General features: G+C 71.2%; 16 protein-coding genes. 12 read left to right on the top strand and 4 right to left on the bottom strand.

Features of this window, described 5'->3' with window-relative positions; all coding sequences use genetic code 11:
• Positions 1-22: 22 nt before the first annotated feature.
• The 4 genes from G6R20_RS06960 to G6R20_RS06945 all read left to right on the top strand — a co-directional run bounded on the left by G6R20_RS06960 (position 23) and on the right by G6R20_RS06945 (position 4,483).
• A complete protein-coding gene (locus G6R20_RS06960) occupies positions 23-973 on the top strand; it encodes an electron transfer flavoprotein subunit alpha/FixB family protein (protein WP_163375932.1) in 951 nt (316 codons plus the stop codon).
• A gap of 92 nt (positions 974-1,065) precedes the next feature.
• On the top strand, positions 1,066-2,277 hold the full coding sequence (locus G6R20_RS06955; protein ID WP_096905271.1) for a cysteine desulfurase family protein: 1,212 nt from the start codon (positions 1,066-1,068) through the stop codon (positions 2,275-2,277).
• On the top strand, positions 2,274-3,404 hold the full coding sequence (gene mnmA / locus G6R20_RS06950; protein WP_163375931.1) for a tRNA 2-thiouridine(34) synthase MnmA: 1,131 nt from the start codon (positions 2,274-2,276) through the stop codon (positions 3,402-3,404). Before G6R20_RS06955 ends, mnmA begins: the two co-directional genes overlap by 4 nt.
• A 5-nt stretch (positions 3,405-3,409) precedes the next feature.
• Positions 3,410-4,483, top strand: coding sequence for a cobalamin-independent methionine synthase (locus G6R20_RS06945; RefSeq protein WP_240341310.1), 1,074 nt, complete (start codon positions 3,410-3,412; stop codon positions 4,481-4,483).
• Positions 4,484-4,497: 14 nt separating this feature from the next.
• Here G6R20_RS06945 and G6R20_RS06940 read toward each other — a convergent pair whose 3' ends face one another.
• Positions 4,498-5,193: an exonuclease domain-containing protein gene (locus tag G6R20_RS06940; protein WP_096905274.1), complete on the bottom strand. Its 696-nt coding sequence runs from the start codon at positions 5,191-5,193 to the stop codon at positions 4,498-4,500.
• 59 nt (positions 5,194-5,252) lie between these two features.
• On the opposite strand from G6R20_RS06940, the gene ligA reads away from it, so the two are divergent.
• Both ligA and G6R20_RS06930 read left to right on the top strand, forming a co-directional pair.
• Positions 5,253-7,451: an NAD-dependent DNA ligase LigA gene (gene ligA, locus G6R20_RS06935; protein ID WP_163375930.1), complete on the top strand. Its 2,199-nt coding sequence runs from the start codon at positions 5,253-5,255 to the stop codon at positions 7,449-7,451.
• A gap of 5 nt (positions 7,452-7,456) precedes the next feature.
• Entirely contained in the window at positions 7,457-7,822 is a 366-nt protein-coding gene (locus G6R20_RS06930) for a hypothetical protein (protein WP_143337678.1), read from the top strand.
• A gap of 48 nt (positions 7,823-7,870) precedes the next feature.
• Here the strand turns inward: G6R20_RS06930 and G6R20_RS06925 are convergent, their stop codons facing one another.
• Positions 7,871-8,527: an amino acid-binding protein gene (locus G6R20_RS06925; RefSeq protein WP_096907214.1), complete on the bottom strand. Its 657-nt coding sequence runs from the start codon at positions 8,525-8,527 to the stop codon at positions 7,871-7,873.
• Between the two features lie 77 nt (positions 8,528-8,604).
• On the opposite strand from G6R20_RS06925, the gene gatC reads away from it, so the two are divergent.
• Genes gatC through gatB form a run of 5 tightly spaced genes read left to right on the top strand, consistent with a single transcriptional unit; the run spans position 8,605 to position 14,321 of the window.
• A complete protein-coding gene (gatC, locus tag G6R20_RS06920) occupies positions 8,605-8,904 on the top strand; it encodes an Asp-tRNA(Asn)/Glu-tRNA(Gln) amidotransferase subunit GatC (protein WP_067718272.1) in 300 nt (99 codons plus the stop codon).
• Positions 8,901-10,355, top strand: coding sequence for an Asp-tRNA(Asn)/Glu-tRNA(Gln) amidotransferase subunit GatA (gene gatA / locus G6R20_RS06915; RefSeq protein ID WP_132061005.1), 1,455 nt, complete (start codon positions 8,901-8,903; stop codon positions 10,353-10,355). Before gatC ends, gatA begins: the two co-directional genes overlap by 4 nt.
• The gene (locus tag G6R20_RS06910) at positions 10,352-11,737 is read left to right on the top strand and encodes a DHA2 family efflux MFS transporter permease subunit (RefSeq protein ID WP_096905278.1); all 1,386 of its coding nucleotides are present in this window, start codon (positions 10,352-10,354) and stop codon (positions 11,735-11,737) included. The genes gatA and G6R20_RS06910 overlap by 4 nt, the downstream gene beginning before the upstream one ends.
• Positions 11,738-11,794: 57 nt before the next feature.
• A complete protein-coding gene (locus tag G6R20_RS06905; protein ID WP_067718264.1) occupies positions 11,795-12,829 on the top strand; it encodes an ATP-dependent 6-phosphofructokinase in 1,035 nt (344 codons plus the stop codon).
• Positions 12,830-12,839: 10 nt separating this feature from the next.
• Positions 12,840-14,321: an Asp-tRNA(Asn)/Glu-tRNA(Gln) amidotransferase subunit GatB gene (gene gatB / locus G6R20_RS06900; RefSeq protein WP_067718563.1), complete on the top strand. Its 1,482-nt coding sequence runs from the start codon at positions 12,840-12,842 to the stop codon at positions 14,319-14,321.
• Positions 14,322-14,406: 85 nt separating this feature from the next.
• Here the strand turns inward: gatB and G6R20_RS06895 are convergent, their stop codons facing one another.
• Together G6R20_RS06895 and G6R20_RS06890 are read right to left on the bottom strand one after the other, a co-directional pair.
• Entirely contained in the window at positions 14,407-15,936 is a 1,530-nt protein-coding gene (locus G6R20_RS06895; RefSeq protein ID WP_163375929.1) for an HNH endonuclease signature motif containing protein, read from the bottom strand.
• Between the two features lie 100 nt (positions 15,937-16,036).
• Positions 16,037-17,059, bottom strand: a complete 1,023-nt coding sequence (locus tag G6R20_RS06890) for an oxidoreductase (RefSeq protein WP_067718261.1) — start codon at positions 17,057-17,059, stop codon at positions 16,037-16,039.
• 67 nt (positions 17,060-17,126) lie between these two features.
• On the opposite strand from G6R20_RS06890, the gene G6R20_RS06885 reads away from it, so the two are divergent.
• On the top strand, positions 17,127-17,945 hold the full coding sequence (locus tag G6R20_RS06885; RefSeq protein WP_067718259.1) for a DoxX family protein: 819 nt from the start codon (positions 17,127-17,129) through the stop codon (positions 17,943-17,945).
• The last annotated feature ends 39 nt before the right edge of the window (positions 17,946-17,984 follow it).

The following is a 17,984-nucleotide window of genomic DNA, read 5'->3' as shown; positions in this document are numbered from 1 at the left end:
TCTTTTTCAAGGAGAATCCACCATGGCTGAAGTCCTCGTCGCGGTCGAGCACGTCGACGGCGAACTCAAGAAGGTGTCCCTCGAGCTGCTGACCGCCGCTCGTGTCCTCGGAGAGCCCTCCGCGGTCGTCTTCGGTGAGACCGGCACCGCCGCCGCGCTCACCGATGCCCTCAAGGAGGCCGGCGCGGAGAAGATCTACGTCGCCGAGGGTGACGCGGTCCAAAACTACCTCGTCACCCCCAAGGTCGACGTCCTGGCCGGCCTCGCCGAGCAGGGTGCGGCCGCGATCGTCCTGGCCGCCACGTTCGAGGGCAAGGAGGTCGCGGGTCGTCTCGCGGCCCGCACCGGCTCCGGCACCCTGTGTGACGTCGTGGAGATCAAGTCCGACGGTTCGGCCGTCCACTCGATCTTCGGTGGCGCCTTCACCGTCGAGGCGACCGTCTCCGGCGAGACCCCGATCTACACGCTGCGTCCGGGCTCCGTCGAGGCCGCCCCGGCCGCCGGCGCCGGCGAGGTCGTCGAGGTGCAGGTCCCCGAGCCCGAGAACGCCGCCAAGGTCATCTCGCGCAACCCGATCGTGGGCGGCGACCGCCCCGAGCTCACCGAGGCGACCGTCGTCGTCTCAGGTGGTCGTGGCGTCGGCTCCGCGGACAACTTCGAGAAGGTCGTCGAGCCGCTCGCCGACTCGCTCAAGGCCGCCGTCGGCGCGTCGCGCGCCGCTGTGGACTCGGGCTACTACCCGGGCCAGTTCCAGGTCGGCCAGACCGGCAAGACCGTGTCGCCGCAGCTGTACATCGCCCTCGGTATCTCGGGCGCCATCCAGCACCGCGCCGGCATGCAGACGTCGAAGACCATCGTCGCCGTCAACAAGGACGAGGAGGCCCCGATCTTCGAGATCGCGGACTACGGCATCGTCGGCGACCTGTTCAACGTCGCCCCGCAGCTCACCGAGGCCATCAACGCTCGTAAGTGAGCAGGACGCACCGCGTCCACCAGCGTCGCCCGGACCCCGGCACCCCTGCGGTGCCGGGGTCCGGCGCGTTCGTGCGTATCCTTGCCAGCGATATGCCCACCACCCGCTCTGTGCACTATCTCGACCACGCCGCGACCACCCCGATGCGCGCGGCGGCCGTCGACGCCTACGCCGAGGCGTCCTCCTCGGTCGGCAACGCGTCCTCGCTCCACGGCTCCGGACGCCGCGCCCGCCGCCGCGTCGAGGAGGCCCGCGAGTCCCTCGCGCACCACCTCGGCTGTCGACCGTCCGAGGTGGTGTTCACCTCAGGCGGGACGGAGTCCGACAATCTCGCCGTTCTCGGGCAGGTGGGTGCCTCGGCGGGCGACGTGGTGGCCGTGGGGGCGACCGAGCACCACTCCGTCCTCGACGCCGCCGCCCACCTGGCGACCGACCGTGGCGGTCGGAAGGCCGTCCGGGTGTTGCCCGTGGACCCCCGCGGCGCCGTCACCCCGGCAACGGTCCGCGACCTCGCCGACGAGCTCGGCCCGCGACTGGCCCTCGTCGCGGTGATGCTCGGCAACAACGAGATCGGCACCCTCACGGATGTCGCGGCGGCGGCCGGCCCGGCCCGCGCGGTGGGCGCGGCCGTCCACACCGATGCCGTCCAGGCCGTCGGGCACGTCCCGGTCGACTTCTCCGCCCTGGGCGTGACCTCTCTCAGTCTCTCCGCGCACAAGTTCGGTGGACCGCTCGGCGTCGGTGCGTTGCTCCTCGACCGCGGTGCCGACTGCGTGCCGATCGGGTACGGGGGTGGCCAGGAGCGGGACCTGCGGTCCGGATCCGTGGACGTGCCGGGGGTCGTCGCGATGGCCGCCGCGCTCGAGGAAGCGGTCCGCGAGATGGAGTCCGAGTCCCGGCGTCTGAGCCGGTTGCGCGATCGGCTCGTCGCAGGTGTGCTCGCCGAGGTCCCCGGCGCGATCGCCAACGGGGGCGGGGAGCGCCTGCCGGGCATCGCCAACCTCACCTTCCCGGGTTGTTCCGGCGAGTCACTCATCCTGCTGCTCGACGCCGCGGGGATCGAATGCTCCACGGGCTCGGCCTGTACGGCCGGTGTGGCAGAGCCGAGTCACGTCCTGCTGGCCCTCGGTGCCGACGAGGCCGCTGCCCGCAGCAGTCTGCGCCTGAGCCTGGGGCACACCACCACAGAGGACGACGTCGACGCCGCCGTCGCGGCCATCGGGCCCGCGGCCGAACGCGCCCGCGTCGCCGGCCTCGGGCTCGCCCGTACCGGGATGGCCCGCACCGGGGTGGCCGCGTCATGAGGGTCCTCGCCGCCATGAGCGGGGGAGTGGACTCCGCCGTTGCCGCCGCCCGAGCCGTCGCCGCCGGACACGACGTCGTGGGCGTCCACCTCGCACTCAGCGCGGATCCGGCGACCCTGCGAACGGGTTCGCGCGGGTGCTGTTCGCGGGAGGACGCGGGGGACGCCCGCCGGGTCGCCGATCTGCTGGGCATCCCGTTCTACGTGTGGGATTTCGCCGAGCGCTTCCGTGCCGACGTGATCGACGACTTCGTCGAGTCCTACGCCCGAGGCGAGACCCCCAACCCGTGCCTCCGGTGCAACGAGCGGATCAAGTTCGAGGCCCTCCTCGACCGGGGCATGGCGCTCGGCTTCGACGCCGTCGCCACCGGCCACTACGCGCGGTTGTCGTCCGAGGAACTGCCCGACGGCACCCGACGGCCGGTCCTACGACGCGCCGTGGACGACGCCAAGGACCAGTCGTACGTCCTCGGCGTGCTCACCCCGGAGCAGCTCGCGCACTCGATGTTCCCCCTCGGGGATTCACTCAAGTCGCAGGTCCGCGCCGAGGCCGAGGCCGCCGGGCTGCCCGTCGCCTCCAAGCCCGACAGCCATGACATCTGCTTCATCCCCTCGGGCGACACCCGCGCCTTTCTCGGGGCGCGCATCGGCATGCGTCCCGGCGCTGTCGTCGACGCCGACACCGGCGACGAGCTCGGCCGCCACGAGGGCATCCACGGGTTCACCATCGGCCAGCGCAAGGGCCTCGGGGTCAGCGGACCCGCGGCGGACGGTCGCCCCCGCTACGTCACCGCGATCGACGCCGACAGTGGCACCGTCACCGTCGGTGGCGCGGACCATCTGCTCTCGTCCGGCATGACCGCGTCCTCGCCCTACTGGCTCGTCGACGACGACATCCACGAGACCGACTGCCTGGTGCAGATCCGCGCCCACGGCGAAGCGACCCCGGGCCACGTCCGCCGCCTCGGCGACGGACCGGATGCCCGGCTCGAGATCACGCTCGAGAAGCCGATCCGCGGCGTCGCCCCCGGGCAGGCCGCCGTGCTGTACCGGCCCGAACCGGACGGCGACCGCGTTCTGGGCAGCGGCACCATCTCCGCGTCCCGTCCGGCCGCGGGAACCGAGTGACGCCGGTGGGACCGTCCAGCACCGGGGCCGGCCCCATGCCCGGCACCGACCCGCGGGAATCGGCGCGGGTGATCATGGGGGAATGCCACGCGCTGCCGTTCCTGCCCGAGCTTCCGGATCGCGGCCCCGGGGCCGACCAGGTCGGCCGCACGCTGGCGATGCTCGCCGACCTGCCGGTCGACGTCTCGCCACGCGGATGGCGACTCGCCGACGCCCCGGGCCGCCTCGCCCGTCGTGCCGCCGACTTCCTCGACCGGGACGCCGACGCCCTCGAGGAGGCCGACGAGCGGGCCCGTGATCCCGAGGGGGACCCCGCCATCGACTCCCGCCGCCTGCAGGTCCGTGTGGTGGGCCCGTGGTCTCTCGCGGCCGGGGTGGAACTGCCCGGCGGATTCCCCGTGCTCAGCGATCGCGGCGCCCGGCGAGACCTGGCCGCCTCCCTGGCGGAGGGCGCGAGTGCGCGAGCCGTGCGGCTGGCGGGCCGGATAGGGGCAGGCGCACGGATCCTGGTGGACGAGCCCCTGCTCTGGCATGTCGCCGCCGGGACGGTCCGCTCGCCCAGCCGTCTCGACCCGATCGCGGCCGTCCCGCCCGATCGACTCGCCCTGTCGCTCTGCCGGTTCGCCGCTGCGCTCCGCGACGCCGGGGCCGCAGAGGTCCTGATCCGGCTCCCGGTCACCTCCGACCCTGGGGCACCTCCGGTCTGGGAGGTCGTCAGCGACCCCCCGCGGGGTGAGACGCCTCTCGACGGGGTGTGCCTGGCGACCGCGCCGCTGCACACAGCCCGGTCGCATGCCGCGCTGGATGCAGCCGGGACGGTCCTCGGTAACGGCGGGATCCTCCACCTGGAGGGTCTACCCGGCGGCGGCCCGCCGCCACGCACCGTGGCGGAGGCCGAGGACACCGCAGTGGGACTGCTGGCTCTGCTCGACCGACTGAGCGCGCCCAGGTACTCCACCCTGGACCGCGTCATCCTCACGCCCACCGCCGAGGAGACCTCGACCGGTGAGGGCCGAGCCGCGGCCGCCCTCCGGGGCGCCCGTCTGGTGGCCGAGACCACCCCGCGGGTGGCGGAGTAACAGACAACGCGGCGCTACAGCACTGCCATCGGCCAGAGGGTGTTGACGTCGGACGAGTCCTTGCCGGACCGCTCGAGGTACGCGACGAAGTCCCGCTGGCGCGTCTCGTGCCAGCTCGCCTGGCGCGCATTGACCTCCCGCCAGTCCGGACCCGACAACTCCGGCTGTCCGCCGAGCATCTTCCACGCCAGCCGGGCGGCGGCGAGCGCATCCGCCGCGGCCTCGTGGGCGCTGTCGAGTCGTACCCCGTGTAGACCGCACAGGGCCTCGAGCGTCCGCTTGCCTTTCCGGTAGGGATCCACCGCGCGGTCCACGACGTACGGGTCGATCACGGGTCCCAGAATCTCGAACGACGGGTCCCACCGGCGCAGGATCGTCAGGTCGTAGCAAGCGTTGAACACCACCAGCGTGCGTCCCTCGCCCCATCCGCGGCGGATGGCCGCCACCGTCTCGGCGATGACCTCGGCGTGGGGGCGGCCGTTCTCGCGGGCATGGGCCGTGGTGATGCCGTGGACCGCCGTCGCCCCCTCGGGAATCTCTATGCCCGGGTCGGCGAGCCAGTTCCGTTCCTTCTTGTGCTGCCCGTCTATCGCGATGAGGGCGGAGGAGACGACGTGGGCGGTCCGGGGGTCCGGGCCCGTGGTCTCGAGGTCGAACGCGAGCAGTCGGTTCCGGTCGATGGCGAGGGGTGGCTGTGTGTGGGTTGTCATGGGCTCACCGTAGGGCAGCGCTCCGACATCGAGGCCCTGCCCGGCATTACCCTGTCCTCGTGAGCCTTCCCGATGACACCAGTCAGCCCGTCGGCACGGGGGACATCCCGCCCGAGGTGCGGCAGGAGTGGACCGAGCTCGCGGAGACGGTCCGCGATCACCAGTTCCGCTACTACGTCAAGGACGCGCCCATCGTCTCCGACGCCGAGTTCGACCGGCTCTTCGAGGAGTTGCAGGCGCTCGAGGTGACGCACCCGGGGCTGCGGACCGCCGATTCGCCGACCCAACTGGTCGGCGGTGGCTTCTCGACGGATTTCGCCCCGGTCGAGCACCTCGAGCGGATGACCAGCCTGGACGACGTGTTCTCCGAGGAGGAGCTGCGCGACTGGGTCGCCTCCGCCGTCGAGCAGGCGGGAGTATCGGAGGACCGGCTGCCGTTCCTGTGCGAGGTCAAGATCGACGGGGTGGCCCTGGACCTGGTCTACCGCGACGGGAGGTTGGTCAGCGCCGCCACCCGCGGTGACGGGCGTACGGGGGAGGACGTGACCCTCAACGCGCGGACCATCGACGACATCCCGGTCACGCTCACCCCGTCGGACGACCGCCCGCTGCCTTCGCTCATCGAGGTGCGGGGCGAGGTGTTCTTCCGGCTCGAGGACTTCGCCGAGCTCAACGCTCGTCTCGTGGCCGAGGGCAAGGCACCGTTCGCCAACCCGCGCAACAGTGCGGCCGGGTCACTGCGCCAGAAGAACCCCGCCATCACCGCCCAACGTCGACTCGGCATGTACTGCCACGGTCTCGGCGCGGTCGAGGGCGCGACCTTCGAGAGCCTCCACGACGTCTACCTCGCCCTCGCCGAGTGGGGCCTGCCCGTCTCACCGCACACCGCGCCCGCCACCGGGGTGGAGGAGGTGGTCGAGCGGATGAGGTTCTGGGGTGAGCACCGCAGCGACCCCGAACACGAGATCGACGGTCTCGTCGTGAAGATCGACGACCGCGCGGTCCAACGGCGACTCGGTCAGACCTCCCGCGCGCCGCGGTGGGCGATCGCCTACAAGTACCCACCGGAGGAGGTCATGACGGAACTCCTGGACATCCGGGTCTCCGTCGGGCGCACCGGGCGGGTCACCCCCTTCGCCCACATGCAGCCGGTCACGGTCGCCGGTTCGACGGTCTCGTTGGCCACCCTCCACAACCAGACCGAGGTGATCCGCAAGGGCGTGTTGATCGGCGACACCGTGGTGATCCGCAAGGCCGGTGACGTGATCCCCGAGGTCCTCGGCCCGGTGGTCGAGCGGCGCGACGGCACCGAGCGCGAGTTCGTCTTCCCCGAACGTTGTCCGGAGTGCGATACGGTCCTGGCCCCGGCGAAGGAGGGCGACGCCGACTGGCGCTGCCCCAACCAGCGTTCGTGTCCCGCCCAGCTGCGGGAGCGGCTGTTCTATCTGGCCTCGCGCAACGCCCTGGACATCGAGGCGCTCGGGTACGAGGGCGCCTCGGATCTGCTGACCAGCGGGGTGCTGGTCAACGAGGCCGGACTGTTCGATCTCACCGAAGCCGACCTGCTCAGGACAGACCTCTACACCCGCGTCGACAAGGCCACCCGCAAGCAGATCGAGGCGGGGGCCGAACCCGAACGCACCGTGCTCACCGAGAACGGTCGCAAGCTGCTGGCCAACCTCGCCACCGCCCGGGACCGACCGCTCTGGCGGGTACTGGTCGCGCTGTCGATCCGACACGTGGGCCCCACGGCCGCGCGCGCCCTGGCGACCCGGTTCGGGACCATGGAGGCCATCCGCGCCGCGTCCGAGGAGGAACTGGCGGAGACGGACGGGGTCGGGTCGACCATCGCGGCCTCGGTGGTCGAGTGGTTCGACGTCGACTGGCACCGCGAGATCGTCGACCGCTGGACCGCCGCAGGTGTCTCGATGGCCGACGAGCGTGACGAATCGATCCCGCGGACGCTGGAGGGACTGACGATCGTGGCGACCGGCTCACTCGAGGGCTTCACGCGCGACGGCATCAAGGAGGCGATCATCGCTCGCGGCGGCAAGGCCTCCGGGTCGGTCTCCAAGAAGACCGACTACGTCGTGGTGGGCGACAACCCGGGGTCCAAAGCGGCCAAGGCCGAGGAGTTGGGCCTGACGATCCTGGACGAGGCCGGCTTCGTCGACCTGATGGACAACGGTCCGGCCGGGGCGGGGGAAGGGGACCTGGACCCGGAGGTGGACGCGGAACCGGAGCAGACCGACCCGTGACCCCGATGACGCCCCTCGTCCAGTTCCCCTGGCCGTTGTTCCTCGGAGCGGGCGTCGGTCTCGCGCTCGCGGTCGGTGTCTCCCTCCGTGGTCTGCGGAGCGAGCGTCGCCGGCGCATCCTCGCGGTGTCGGCCTCCGCCGTGGCGGGGGCATCGACCGGAGCGTTCGCCGGACTGGTGTGGCTCTGGGTCGGCCCGATGTCGAACCCGGTCTCCTGCCTCTACTCCTGTAACGAAGTCGCGCAGTTCCTGTCGAACGAACAGTTCCGTCAGATCGTCCTCATGACGGACCTGGCATGGGTCCTGCCGGTCACGGCGTTCCTCTTCGCGGCGGTCGCGGTGTGGCCGTGGCGACGCGGACCCCGCCGCTGACCGACATCCGTGCCGGACCGGCGTCGAGGGAGCGGCGGGCCCGCCCGGTCAGCCGGCGTCGAGGGACCGCAGGATCCCCGTGAGGTACCCCAGCCGAGCGACCTCGGACGGCCTGAACGAGGGACCGCCCGGTCGGCCCACCACGAGGATGTGTCCCGAGTTCAACGGCGCGGCCGCGAGCGAGGTGTCCATGGCCGTCCACTCCGCCGGCACGCCGTCGTCGTCGTCGTCCAGTGCGGTCACCCGCTCCAGGCCGCACAGCACGGAGACCTCGCCGCCCTCCCACATCGGTGCGGACTCGCCCCGCGCGATCAGACGGCACCGCGCGTCCGCGGTCACCTCCACGACCAGCGCCCAGCCGACGCGCAGCGCGGCCGGGAGCTCGTCGGCGAGCAGTTGGGAAGCCCCGGCACCCGCCCCGGCGACGGCGTCGATGAGTTCGAGTTCCCGATGCGCGTCGAGGATCCCGCCGAACGGCCGGAGGGAGTCCACCATCACGCCGTCCAGGCGCTCGGCGGCGGTGATGAGGGCGTCCGGGAAGGTGCCGTGCGGGACCTCCACGACGATGTCGTCGACGGCGACCCCGTCGAACCGGTCCACCACGTCGAGGCTGATGATGTCCGCGTCCACGGTCCCCAGCGCCACCGCGAGGGAGCCGAGACTGCCCGGTCGGTCGGGCAGCATGACACGGAGCAGATAAGACATGACGCCCATTGTGCCGCACGCATTCGGGCTGACTAGGCTGGGCCGGTACCGACCACGTCACGGAAAGGGGCAGGCACGTGACCTCGATCTCACGCGGGGACGTCGCGCATCTGGCCAGGCTCTCCCGCCTGGAACTGAGCGACTCCGAGCTGGACTCGTTCGCACAGCAGCTCACCGACATCCTCGACCACGTGCAGGCGGTGTCCGAGGTCGCCGCGGAGGACGTGCCCGCGATGAGCCACCCCACCGCGATCACCAACGTCTACCGCGACGACGTGGTCACGCCCGGCCTCACCCCGGAGCAGGCACTCGACCAGGCCCCGGCAGCCGACGAACAGCGCTTCGAGGTTCCGCAGATCCTGGGGGAGGACGCATGACCGAGCTCACCACCGCCACCGCCGCCGAGCTGGCCGGGCGGATCGCCGCGCGGGAGGTGTCCTCGGAGGAGGTCACCCGGGCGCACCTGGACCGTATCGACGAGGTCGACGGCGAGATCAACGCGTTCCTCCACGTGGGCGCGGACGAGGCTCTCCGGGCGGCCCAAGACGTCGACACCCGACTGGCGGCCGGCGAGGAGCTCGGACCCCTGGCGGGCGTGCCCATCGCCCTCAAGGACGTGTTCACCACCACCGACGCCCCCACCACCTGTGGCTCACGGATCCTCGAGGGTTACCGTTCGCCGTACGACGCCACGGTCACCGCGCGACTGCGCGAGGCGGGGATCCCGATCCTCGGCAAGACCAACATGGACGAGTTCGCCATGGGGTCGTCGACCGAGAACTCGGCCTACGGCCCCACCCGCAACCCGTGGGATCCGAGCCGCACCCCCGGTGGTTCCGGCGGTGGTTCGGCCGCGGCGCTGGCCTCGCACCAGGCCCCGATCGCCATCGGTACCGACACCGGCGGGTCGATCCGCCAGCCCGCCGCGCTCACCGCGACGGTCGGTGTCAAGCCCACCTACGGGACGGTCTCGCGCTACGGGCTCGTCGCCTGCGCGTCGTCGCTCGACCAGGGCGGGCCCTGCGGCCGCACGGTCGAGGACACCGCGCTGCTGCACCAGGTCATCGCGGGGCACGACCCGCGCGACTCGACGAGCCTCGACGTGGCGGTCCCGGACGTCGTCGCCGCCGCGCGTGAGGGCGCGAAGGGTGACCTGACGGGCCTGCGGGTGGGCGTGGTCACGGAGTTCTCCGGCGAGGGCTACCAGCCCGGCGTCGAGGAGTCGTTCCGCGGCGCGGTGGACACCCTGCGCGACCTGGGTGCCGAGATCGTCGAGGTCTCGTGCCCCAACTTCCGCTACGCGCTGCCCGCCTACTACCTCATCCTCCCGTCCGAGGTCTCCAGCAACCTGGCACGCTTCGACGCCATGCGCTACGGCCTGCGGACCGGTGACGGGTCGGCCGACCAGGTCATGGCCGCCAGCCGCGAGGCGGGCTTCGGCCCCGAGGTCAAGCGCCGCATCATGCTCGGCACCTACGCGCTGTCGGCCGGCTACTACGACGCGTTCTACGGTCAGGCCCAGAAGGTACGCACGCTGATCGCGCGCGACTTCGATGCCGCCTACGAAAAGGTCGACGTCCTGATCTCGCCGACCACGCCGACGACCGCGTTCCCGCTCGGGGACAAGGTGGAGGACCCGGTCGCGATGTACCAGTTCGACCTGTGCACCCTGCCGCTGAACCTGGCCGGTCACTGCGGGATGTCCGTGCCGTCCGGTCTGGTGGAGGGCCTGCCCGCCGGTCTGCAGATCATGGCACCGGCACTCGCCGACGACCGTCTCTACCGGGTCGGGGCCGCCTACGAGGCCGCGAGAGGCGCGATAGCGTGACGACCGTCCCCGAGAGGGACGCATGGAAGGCGCTCGCGGCACTCGTCATCGGGTTCTTCATGATCCTGGTGGACCAGACGATCGTGGCGGTGGCCACCGACGCGTTCGTCACCCAGCTCGGCGCCACGACCAACCAGGTCATCTGGGTGACCAGCGCGTATCTGCTCGCCTACGTGGTGCCGTTGCTGTTCACCGGTCGGCTGGGGGACCAGATCGGGCCGCGACGGGTGTCGATCTCGGGCCTGGTGCTGTTCACCGGCGCCTCCCTGTGGTGCGGGTTGGCGCCCGACATCGAGACCCTCATCGTGGCGCGGGTGTTCCAGGGATTCGGCGCGGCACTGCTCACCCCTCAGTCGCTCAGCGTCATCACGCGCGTGTTCGCACCCGCGCGCCGCGGCGCGGCCATGGGTGCGTGGGGTGCGGTCGCGGGTATCGCCTCCGTGGTGGGTCCGGTCTTCGGCGGGGTGCTCATCGACGCGTTCGACTGGCGGTGGATCTTCTTCGTCAACATCCCGTTCGGTGTCCTCGCGGTGGTGTTGGTATGGCTCTGGGTCCCTGTACTGGAGACGAGGTCGCGCTCGTATGACGTAGCCGGGATCGTCCTGTCGGCCGTGGGCATGTTCCTGCTGGTGTTCGGGATCCAGCAGGGCGAGGAACACGGATGGGGCGGGACCACCGCCGGGTTCATCGCGGCGGGCGTGGTGGGTCTCGCCGTGTTCGTGTGGTGGCAGTCCCGCGTCCGCACCGAGCCGCTCGTTCCTCTACGACTGTTCCGGGATCGCAACTTCTCGATCGGGACGTTCGGCGTCTCGACGATCGGCTTCGTCACCGCCGGAACGATGGTGCCGCTCATGTTCTACCTCCAGGGGGTCAAGGAACTCAGCCCGACCCGCGCGGGGATGATGTTGCTGCCCATGGCCCTGATCGCGGGTGTGCTGGCGCCGTTGGTCGGACGCTGGGCGGATCGTCTCGATCCGCGGATCTTCACGGGCATCGGGTACTTCTCGTATGCGGTCTCCCTGTTCTGGCTCGCGCTGGTGATGGATGCCCAGACCTCGATCCCCGTCCTGCTCGGTCCGATCGCCCTCATGGGGGTGGCCAACGGGTGTGTGTGGGCGCCGACGTCATCGACCGCGATGCGGCGCCTCGAATTGGCGTCGGCGGGCGCGGGCTCCGGTGTCTACAACACCACCCGCCAGGTCGGGGCGGTGCTGGGGTCCGCCGCGATCGGCGCGGTGGTACAGGCCCGGTTCGTGGCCCACGGTGACATCGGCCAGGCGGTGGCCGACGCGATGTTCCTCCCCGCTGTTGTCGTCCTGCTGGGAGGTCTGGCCACCATGGCGTTCCGTACCGGTGAACAGTCGGTGAGCCCGGGGCGGTGACCGCCGCGATGCGGGGCGGGCGGACCTAGACTGCGGGGTAACCGAGAGGAGCTCGACGTGCGTATAGGTGTACTGACCGCCGGCGGCGACTGTCCGGGACTCAACGCGGTCATCCGCGCTTTGGTCCGCACCGCCAACTCGGAGTACGACTCCCCGGTCCTGGGCTTCCAGGACGGGTGGTCCGGGCTGGTGAACGACCGTGCCGTGCCGCTGTTCGACGACGAGGGCATCGATCGCATCCTGCTCCGCGGTGGCACGATCCTCGGAACCGGCCGACTGAACCCCGACATCCTCACTGCGAGCCTGCCGGTCATCCGCCAGACCCTCGAGCGGCACGCGATCGACGCGCTCGTCGCGATCGGCGGAGACGGCACGCTCAAGGCGGCCCGCTGGCTGACCGAGAACGGCATCCCCGTGGTGGGGGTGCCCAAGACCATCGACAACGACGTCGGCGGCACCGATTACACCTTCGGCTTCGACACCGCCGTCTCGATCGCCTCCGATGCCATCGACCGGCTGCACACGACGGCGGAGTCGCACGAGCGGGTCATGCTCGTCGAGGTGATGGGCAGACATGCCGGCTGGATAGCCCTGCACGCGGGCCTGGCGTCCGGTGCGCACATGATCGTGATCCCCGAGGTCCCGTTCGACATCGACTACGTGTGCAAGGTGATGAAGCGCCGGTTCCAGATGGGGGAGGCGTACGGGATCTGCGTGGTGGCCGAGGGCGCGACGCCGGTCGAGGGTTCCGGCATGACGCTGCGCCGGGGCGGCACCGACCAGTTCGGCCACGAGGTGTTCACCGGGGTGGCCGACCAGATGGCCGCGGCGATCAAGGAGCGGATGAACCGCGACGTCCGGACGACCGTGCTCGGCCACATCCAGCGCGGCGGTACGCCGACCGCGTACGACCGCGTGCTCGCGACCCGTTTCGGGGTGCACGCGGCGCACGCCGCGCACCGGGGGGATTTCGGGCAGATCGTCGCGCTCCGTGGGGAGTCGATCGAGATGGTGCCGGTAGAGGACGCGGTCGCCGTGCTCAAGACCGTCCCGGAGGACCGCTACCGCGAGGCCGCATGCCTCTTCGGCTAGATTGTTCCGCATGGAGTTCACCGAGGTCGTGTCACGTTTCGATCCCGTCATGGGCATGGAGGTGCACGTAGAGCTGCACACCAACACCAAGATGTTCTGCGGGTGTCCCACCGCGTTCGGGGCGGATCCCAACACCCAGGTGTGTCCGGTGTGCATCGGTCTGCCGGGCGCGTTGCCGGTGGCCAACCGCCAGGCGGTGGAGTGGGCCATCAAGATCGGTCTGGCGCTGAACTGCTCGATCGCGCCGTACAGCAGGTTCGCGCGGAAGAACTACTTCTACCCGGACCAGCCGAAGAACTACCAGATCTCGCAGTACGACGAGCCCATCGCCCACGACGGGTACCTCGACGTGCAGCTCGAGGACGGCAGCACGTGGCGCGTGGAGGTCGAGCGCGCGCACATGGAGGAGGACACCGGCAAGTCCACCCACGTCGGATCCGCCACCGGCCGCATCCACGGCGCCACCCATTCGCTGCTCGACTTCAACCGGGCGGGTGTACCGCTCATCGAGATCGTCTCCAAGCCGATCGTCGGTGCAGGGGAGCGGGCGCCCGAGATCGCGCGCGCCTACGTCACGACGCTGCGTGATCTGCTCCGGAGCCTCGACGTGTCCGACGTCCGGATGGACCAGGGCTCGATGCGCTGCGATGCGAACGTCTCGTTGATGCCGAAGGGCGCCACCGAGTTCGGCACCCGCACCGAGACCAAGAATGTCAACTCCCTCCGCAGCGTCGAGATCGCGGTCCGCCACGAGATGTGCCGCCAGGCGGACGTGCTCACCGCGGGTGACGAGGTCGTGCTCGAGACCCGGCACTTCCACGAGTCGGACGGCACCACCACCTCCGGCCGGCCGAAGGAGTCGGCGGAGGACTACCGCTACTTCCCGGAGCCGGATCTCGCGCCCGTCGAGCCGACCGAGGAGCTCATCGAGGAGATCCGCGCGACACTGCCGGAGCTGCCGTGGGTGCGCCGCGCACGGGTCCAGGCGGACTGGGGCGTCTCGGACGAGGAGATGCGCGACCTCGTCAACGCCGGGGCCCTCGACCTGATCCTCGCCACGGTGGACGCGGGCGCACCGGCCGCCGAGGCCCGCTCGTGGTGGGTGTCGTACCTGACCCAGCAGTCCAACAAGCGTGGCGTCGCGCTCACCGAACTCGAGATCTCGCCGGTGCAGCTGGCGCGCGTGATCGAGTTGGTCGCCGAGGGCAAGCTCACCAACAAGCTCGGCCGCCAGGTCGTCGACGCCGTCCTCGACGGCGAGGGCGAGCCGGACCAGATCGTCGCCGACAAGGGCCTCGAGGTGGTGCGAGACGACTCGGCGCTGCAGAAGGCCGTCGACGACGCCCTGGCCGCGCAGCCCGACATCGCGGAGAAGATCCGTTCGGGCAAGGTCCAGGCCGCCGGAGCGATCGTCGGTGCCGTCATGAAGGCGACCCGCGGTCAGGCCGACCCGGCGCGCGTGAAAGAGCTGGTCATCGCGGCGTGCAACTGAAACTCGCACGGTAGCTGAATCGGCACGGTAGCGAAATCGGCACGGTACCTGAATCGGCACGGCCATCCACGCCGACCGACCAAGGCTATGCGGACTGATCGCCCTCGGTCGCGTCATCAGGGCGGAGTCGCCGTTCGGTGCCGGTGGCGTTCGGCCGGGTGGTGCCTGGCGGGTTGGTGAGGTGGCCGTCGTCGGCGGTGAGGCGGTCGAGGTGTTCTCGCCATTGGTGTTCGAGGATGTGGTTGCGTGCCTGGGCCAGGGGGCCGGTGGGGTTGGTGTGGTGTTCGTGGCCGGTTTCGGTGATGATGGTCAGCTCGCCGAGGGGGCCGGGGCGGTAGGCGCAGTGGCCGAAGGTCTTCTCGCGGTGGTGTTTGCGGCAGAGGCACATCAGGTTCCACTCGGCGGTGGGGCCGCCCAGTTCGGGGCGCCTGTGATCGAACGCGATGACGTGGTCGATTTCACAGTCGTGGGCGTCGACGGTGCATCCGGGGTGGCGGCAGGTCCCGTCGCGTAGTCGGATCCGTTCGGCCAGGGCCGGGGTGATGAAGTATTTGAGGGGTGCTTCGGGGGCGTCGAGGGTGCCGGGGGCGGGGTCGATGAGTTCGAACCGGACGGTGGCGTCGCCACCGGAGAGGATCTCCTCGCACAGCCAGTCGAAGCTGGCGTAGGCGCCGTTGACGAACTGGACCTGGTTGGGCAGTCCTTCGGCGATGGTGTTGATGACCGAGATGCGGACGGGCTTGTCGGTGCCCCATGAGGCGCCCAGCGGGGGCAGGTGGCCGCGGTCGCCGTCGACGGTGTTCGCGGTGTCCTCGGGGTGGTGTGCGGGGTCGGCGATGTCGGTGGTGTTGGGGTCGCCCAGGGCGATGAGGGCGTCGGCGCGGAGTTGGTTGCGGCTGCGGGGATGGCACAGGTCTGCGGCGGCACGGGCGGCGGCCTCGATGCGGCGGCGCAGCTTCTCGGCGTCGCCGGAGGGCAGGTTGGCCCACATGGAGGTCATGCCGTTGCGTCCGGGGCGGAACCGCACGGTCCGTTCTTCGGCGGCGGCGTCTGCGGCGTCCTGGGCGGCTTGTGGGGCGTGGCGTGCGACCGCGTTGTCGACGGAGGTGTCCAGTGCGGAGCGGCTGGGCCGGTGGCCGCCGGCAAGGGCCCGGGTGAGGCGGCCGATGACATCGGACTCGACGGCGCCGACGACCTCGTCGGGCACGCCGGCCAGGCGGCAGGCGGCGTCGATGGCGAGTTGCTCGGGCAGTAGGCCGCGTTCGAGGGCGCCCCGCAGTAGCGGGAGCCGGGTGTGGGCCTGGATGGCGGCGGTGACCAGGTGGCCGGCGTGCCAGCAGGTCAGTGACATGGCCGCGGCCAGGTGGTCGCGGGCCCGGCCGGCCGGATCCAGGCGGGCGTGGGCGGGGCGGGTGTCGTCTTGCGTGTCGCCGTGGGTGGCCTCGTCCAGGCGGCGGAAGCTCTCCACCAGCAGGTACGCGGCGTGCAGCCGCCTCGCCGCGGCGAGGTTCTGCGCCAGCGTCACCGACCGGGCCACCTCGCTGAGCGCTGACGCGTCCAACGACTCCAACGGCTCATCCACCGCGCGCAGCGCCCAGAAGTCGGAAGGGCTCATCGTCGTCACCAAGGCCCTCACCCCCATGCGCCAGGCATTCCGAATCGAATGTGTGTACTACCCTACCCGGGGTGTCGTATTGGCACAAGCGTTCGACGAGCTAGGTCCGGGCGTCGCCGCCACCACCGGACTGGGGGAGGATCACGGCCCGGTCATCGGTGGGCACCGGTGATGCACCATCCTTGTTGGTGGTGCCCGCCAGCAGGACCCCCTCGCCGACGACGGACAACCCGGTCAGCCGCCCGTACCGGCCCTCAGCCAGCGCCTCGGGCTGACCACGAGCCGCGCCGCCGGCGGTCTGGAGGGTGTCGACCCGCTCGGCGTCCGGGAGGGCGATGGCGAGCGTGCCCTCGGATGCGGCGCACCCACCGGCGGAACGCTGGTCCGGCCACGTCCACACCGTGCGATCCGGTGTCCGGATCGCCGCACCGCGGTCGGTGACCGTGGAGAGGAAGAGGTCCTCGCCGAGAGGACACAACGCCTGGATGCGCCCGAGGTCGCGTCCGATCACCTCGGGGTCCTCCGCGCGGCCGATCCCGGTGAACGTCGGGAACCGGACGACCTCGGAGCCGGCGCCGACGGTCAGGATGTCGTCGACGAACGCGAGGCCACCGCTGTCCGCGGGTGCGAGCTCCGCGACCGTGCGGGGGGCGTCGCCGCGCGCCAGTCGTTCGACCCGGGTGGGTCCGTCGCCGACGACGAGGAGATACACCAACCGGTCCTGGGCGAAATCCGGGGACGGCGCGACCGCGGCCACCCGACCGGACCGGGGATCCACTCTGCCGAACTGCTCGGGGTCCGCATCGGCGGAGACGATCTTCACCCCGCCCGTGGACTCGGCGACCAGCGCTCGCTCACCGAGCCCGGCCACCGCGACGGCCGGCTCGAGGCAGGTCGCGATGACGGCGGGGTCGGGATCGACGCAGGGGCCCGTCTCGGCCGGGGGCTCCGGCTCCCCGGGGCGCGACGTCGGGGGAGGGGTCGGTGCGCCGGGAGGGCTCGGCGGAGCGGCACCCATCCCCGGCCCGGCCGCGGGCGTGAACGGGTCCTCGAGGCGGTCGTCGAACCTCGCGCAACCGGACACGGCGACGGCCAGTGCCAGCAGCAGCGGGAGCGATCTCATGCCGACCAGACTACGGCGCGCCGTGTCCTTCAGCGTCCGCGCACCGGCATCGGCCTACAGTCGATCCGTGACTTCCTCAAAGCGCGGAGACGACGACGCCCGTACCGAGATCATCCACGACGTCGATTACCCGCTCGACGTCCCCAACGCCCAGGGCGCGGGCGCCGGTTCGCGGGGCGGCCCGGGGGACGGCGCGACCACCGCGTTCCCCGCGGCCGGGCGCACCGACTACTCGCAGTTCGCCGAGTCCGGGGGGTACGACGTGTCCTCGCCCCTGCCCTTCGGTGACCAGCCCACCACCATCGCGCCCGCGTCGCGGGACACGATCGGCCGCCGGGGAACGGCCGACTTCGGGCTGTTCGTCCTGAGACTGGCCGTGGGCGTCCTCCTCGCGATGCGGGGACTGCAGAAGCTCGTCGGACTGTTCGGCGGGCCCGGGATCGACGGGTTCACGCAGACTCTCACCGACTCCGGATTCGACCAGGCCCGCATCCTGGCGATCGCTGGCGGCGCCGTCGAACTGGTGGCGGGCGTCATGCTCGTGGTGGGACTCGCCACCCCGGTGGCGGCGGGCGGTCTGCTGGGGCTCATCGGACTGGGGATAGCGATCCGACTGACCGGGACCGACCCCATCCCCGTGCTGAGTGACACCACCCGCGGACTCGAGGTGTCGATCCTCTACGCCGCGGCACTGGTGACCCTCCTCTTCTCCGGACCGGGACGATGGTCCGCCGACCGCAAGTGGGCATGGTCCCACCGTCCCCGCTTCAGCGGCGTCGTGTGGGTGATCGTCGTGGCGGTCATCGCCGGTCTGGTGTGGTACTTCCTCAACGGCACCAATCCGCTGACCTCCTCAGCCGACAGCGCCCCGGTCACCGCGGGCTGAGAGCCCGGGAGCCGGGGCGCGCGGCCCTGACCAGGCGCG

Source organism: Dietzia sp. Alg238-R159, from assembly GCF_900537145.1.
GTDB classification, from domain to species: domain Bacteria; phylum Actinomycetota; class Actinomycetes; order Mycobacteriales; family Mycobacteriaceae; genus Dietzia; species Dietzia kunjamensis.
The sequence above is the reverse complement of the archived record's forward strand: the minus strand, read 5'-3'. Positions and strand labels throughout refer to the sequence as shown.

Coding starts and splice junctions, on each gene's coding strand:
- G6R20_RS06930 (WP_143337678.1), top strand. CDS start 7,457: ATGACGCCCCTCGTCCAGTTCCCCTGGCCGTTGTTCCTCGGAGCGGGC.
- G6R20_RS06955 (WP_096905271.1), top strand. CDS start 1,066: ATGCCCACCACCCGCTCTGTGCACTATCTCGACCACGCCGCGACCACC.
- G6R20_RS06960 (WP_163375932.1), top strand. CDS start 23: ATGGCTGAAGTCCTCGTCGCGGTCGAGCACGTCGACGGCGAACTCAAG.
- G6R20_RS06940 (WP_096905274.1), bottom strand. CDS start 5,193: ATGACAACCCACACACAGCCACCCCTCGCCATCGACCGGAACCGACTG.
- G6R20_RS06890 (WP_067718261.1), bottom strand. CDS start 17,059: ATGAGATCGCTCCCGCTGCTGCTGGCACTGGCCGTCGCCGTGTCCGGT.
- G6R20_RS06925 (WP_096907214.1), bottom strand. CDS start 8,527: ATGTCTTATCTGCTCCGTGTCATGCTGCCCGACCGACCGGGCAGTCTC.
- mnmA (WP_163375931.1), top strand. CDS start 2,274: ATGAGGGTCCTCGCCGCCATGAGCGGGGGAGTGGACTCCGCCGTTGCC.
- G6R20_RS06895 (WP_163375929.1), bottom strand. CDS start 15,936: ATGAGCCCTTCCGACTTCTGGGCGCTGCGCGCGGTGGATGAGCCGTTG.
- gatB (WP_067718563.1), top strand. CDS start 12,840: ATGGAGTTCACCGAGGTCGTGTCACGTTTCGATCCCGTCATGGGCATG.
- gatA (WP_132061005.1), top strand. CDS start 8,901: ATGACCGAGCTCACCACCGCCACCGCCGCCGAGCTGGCCGGGCGGATC.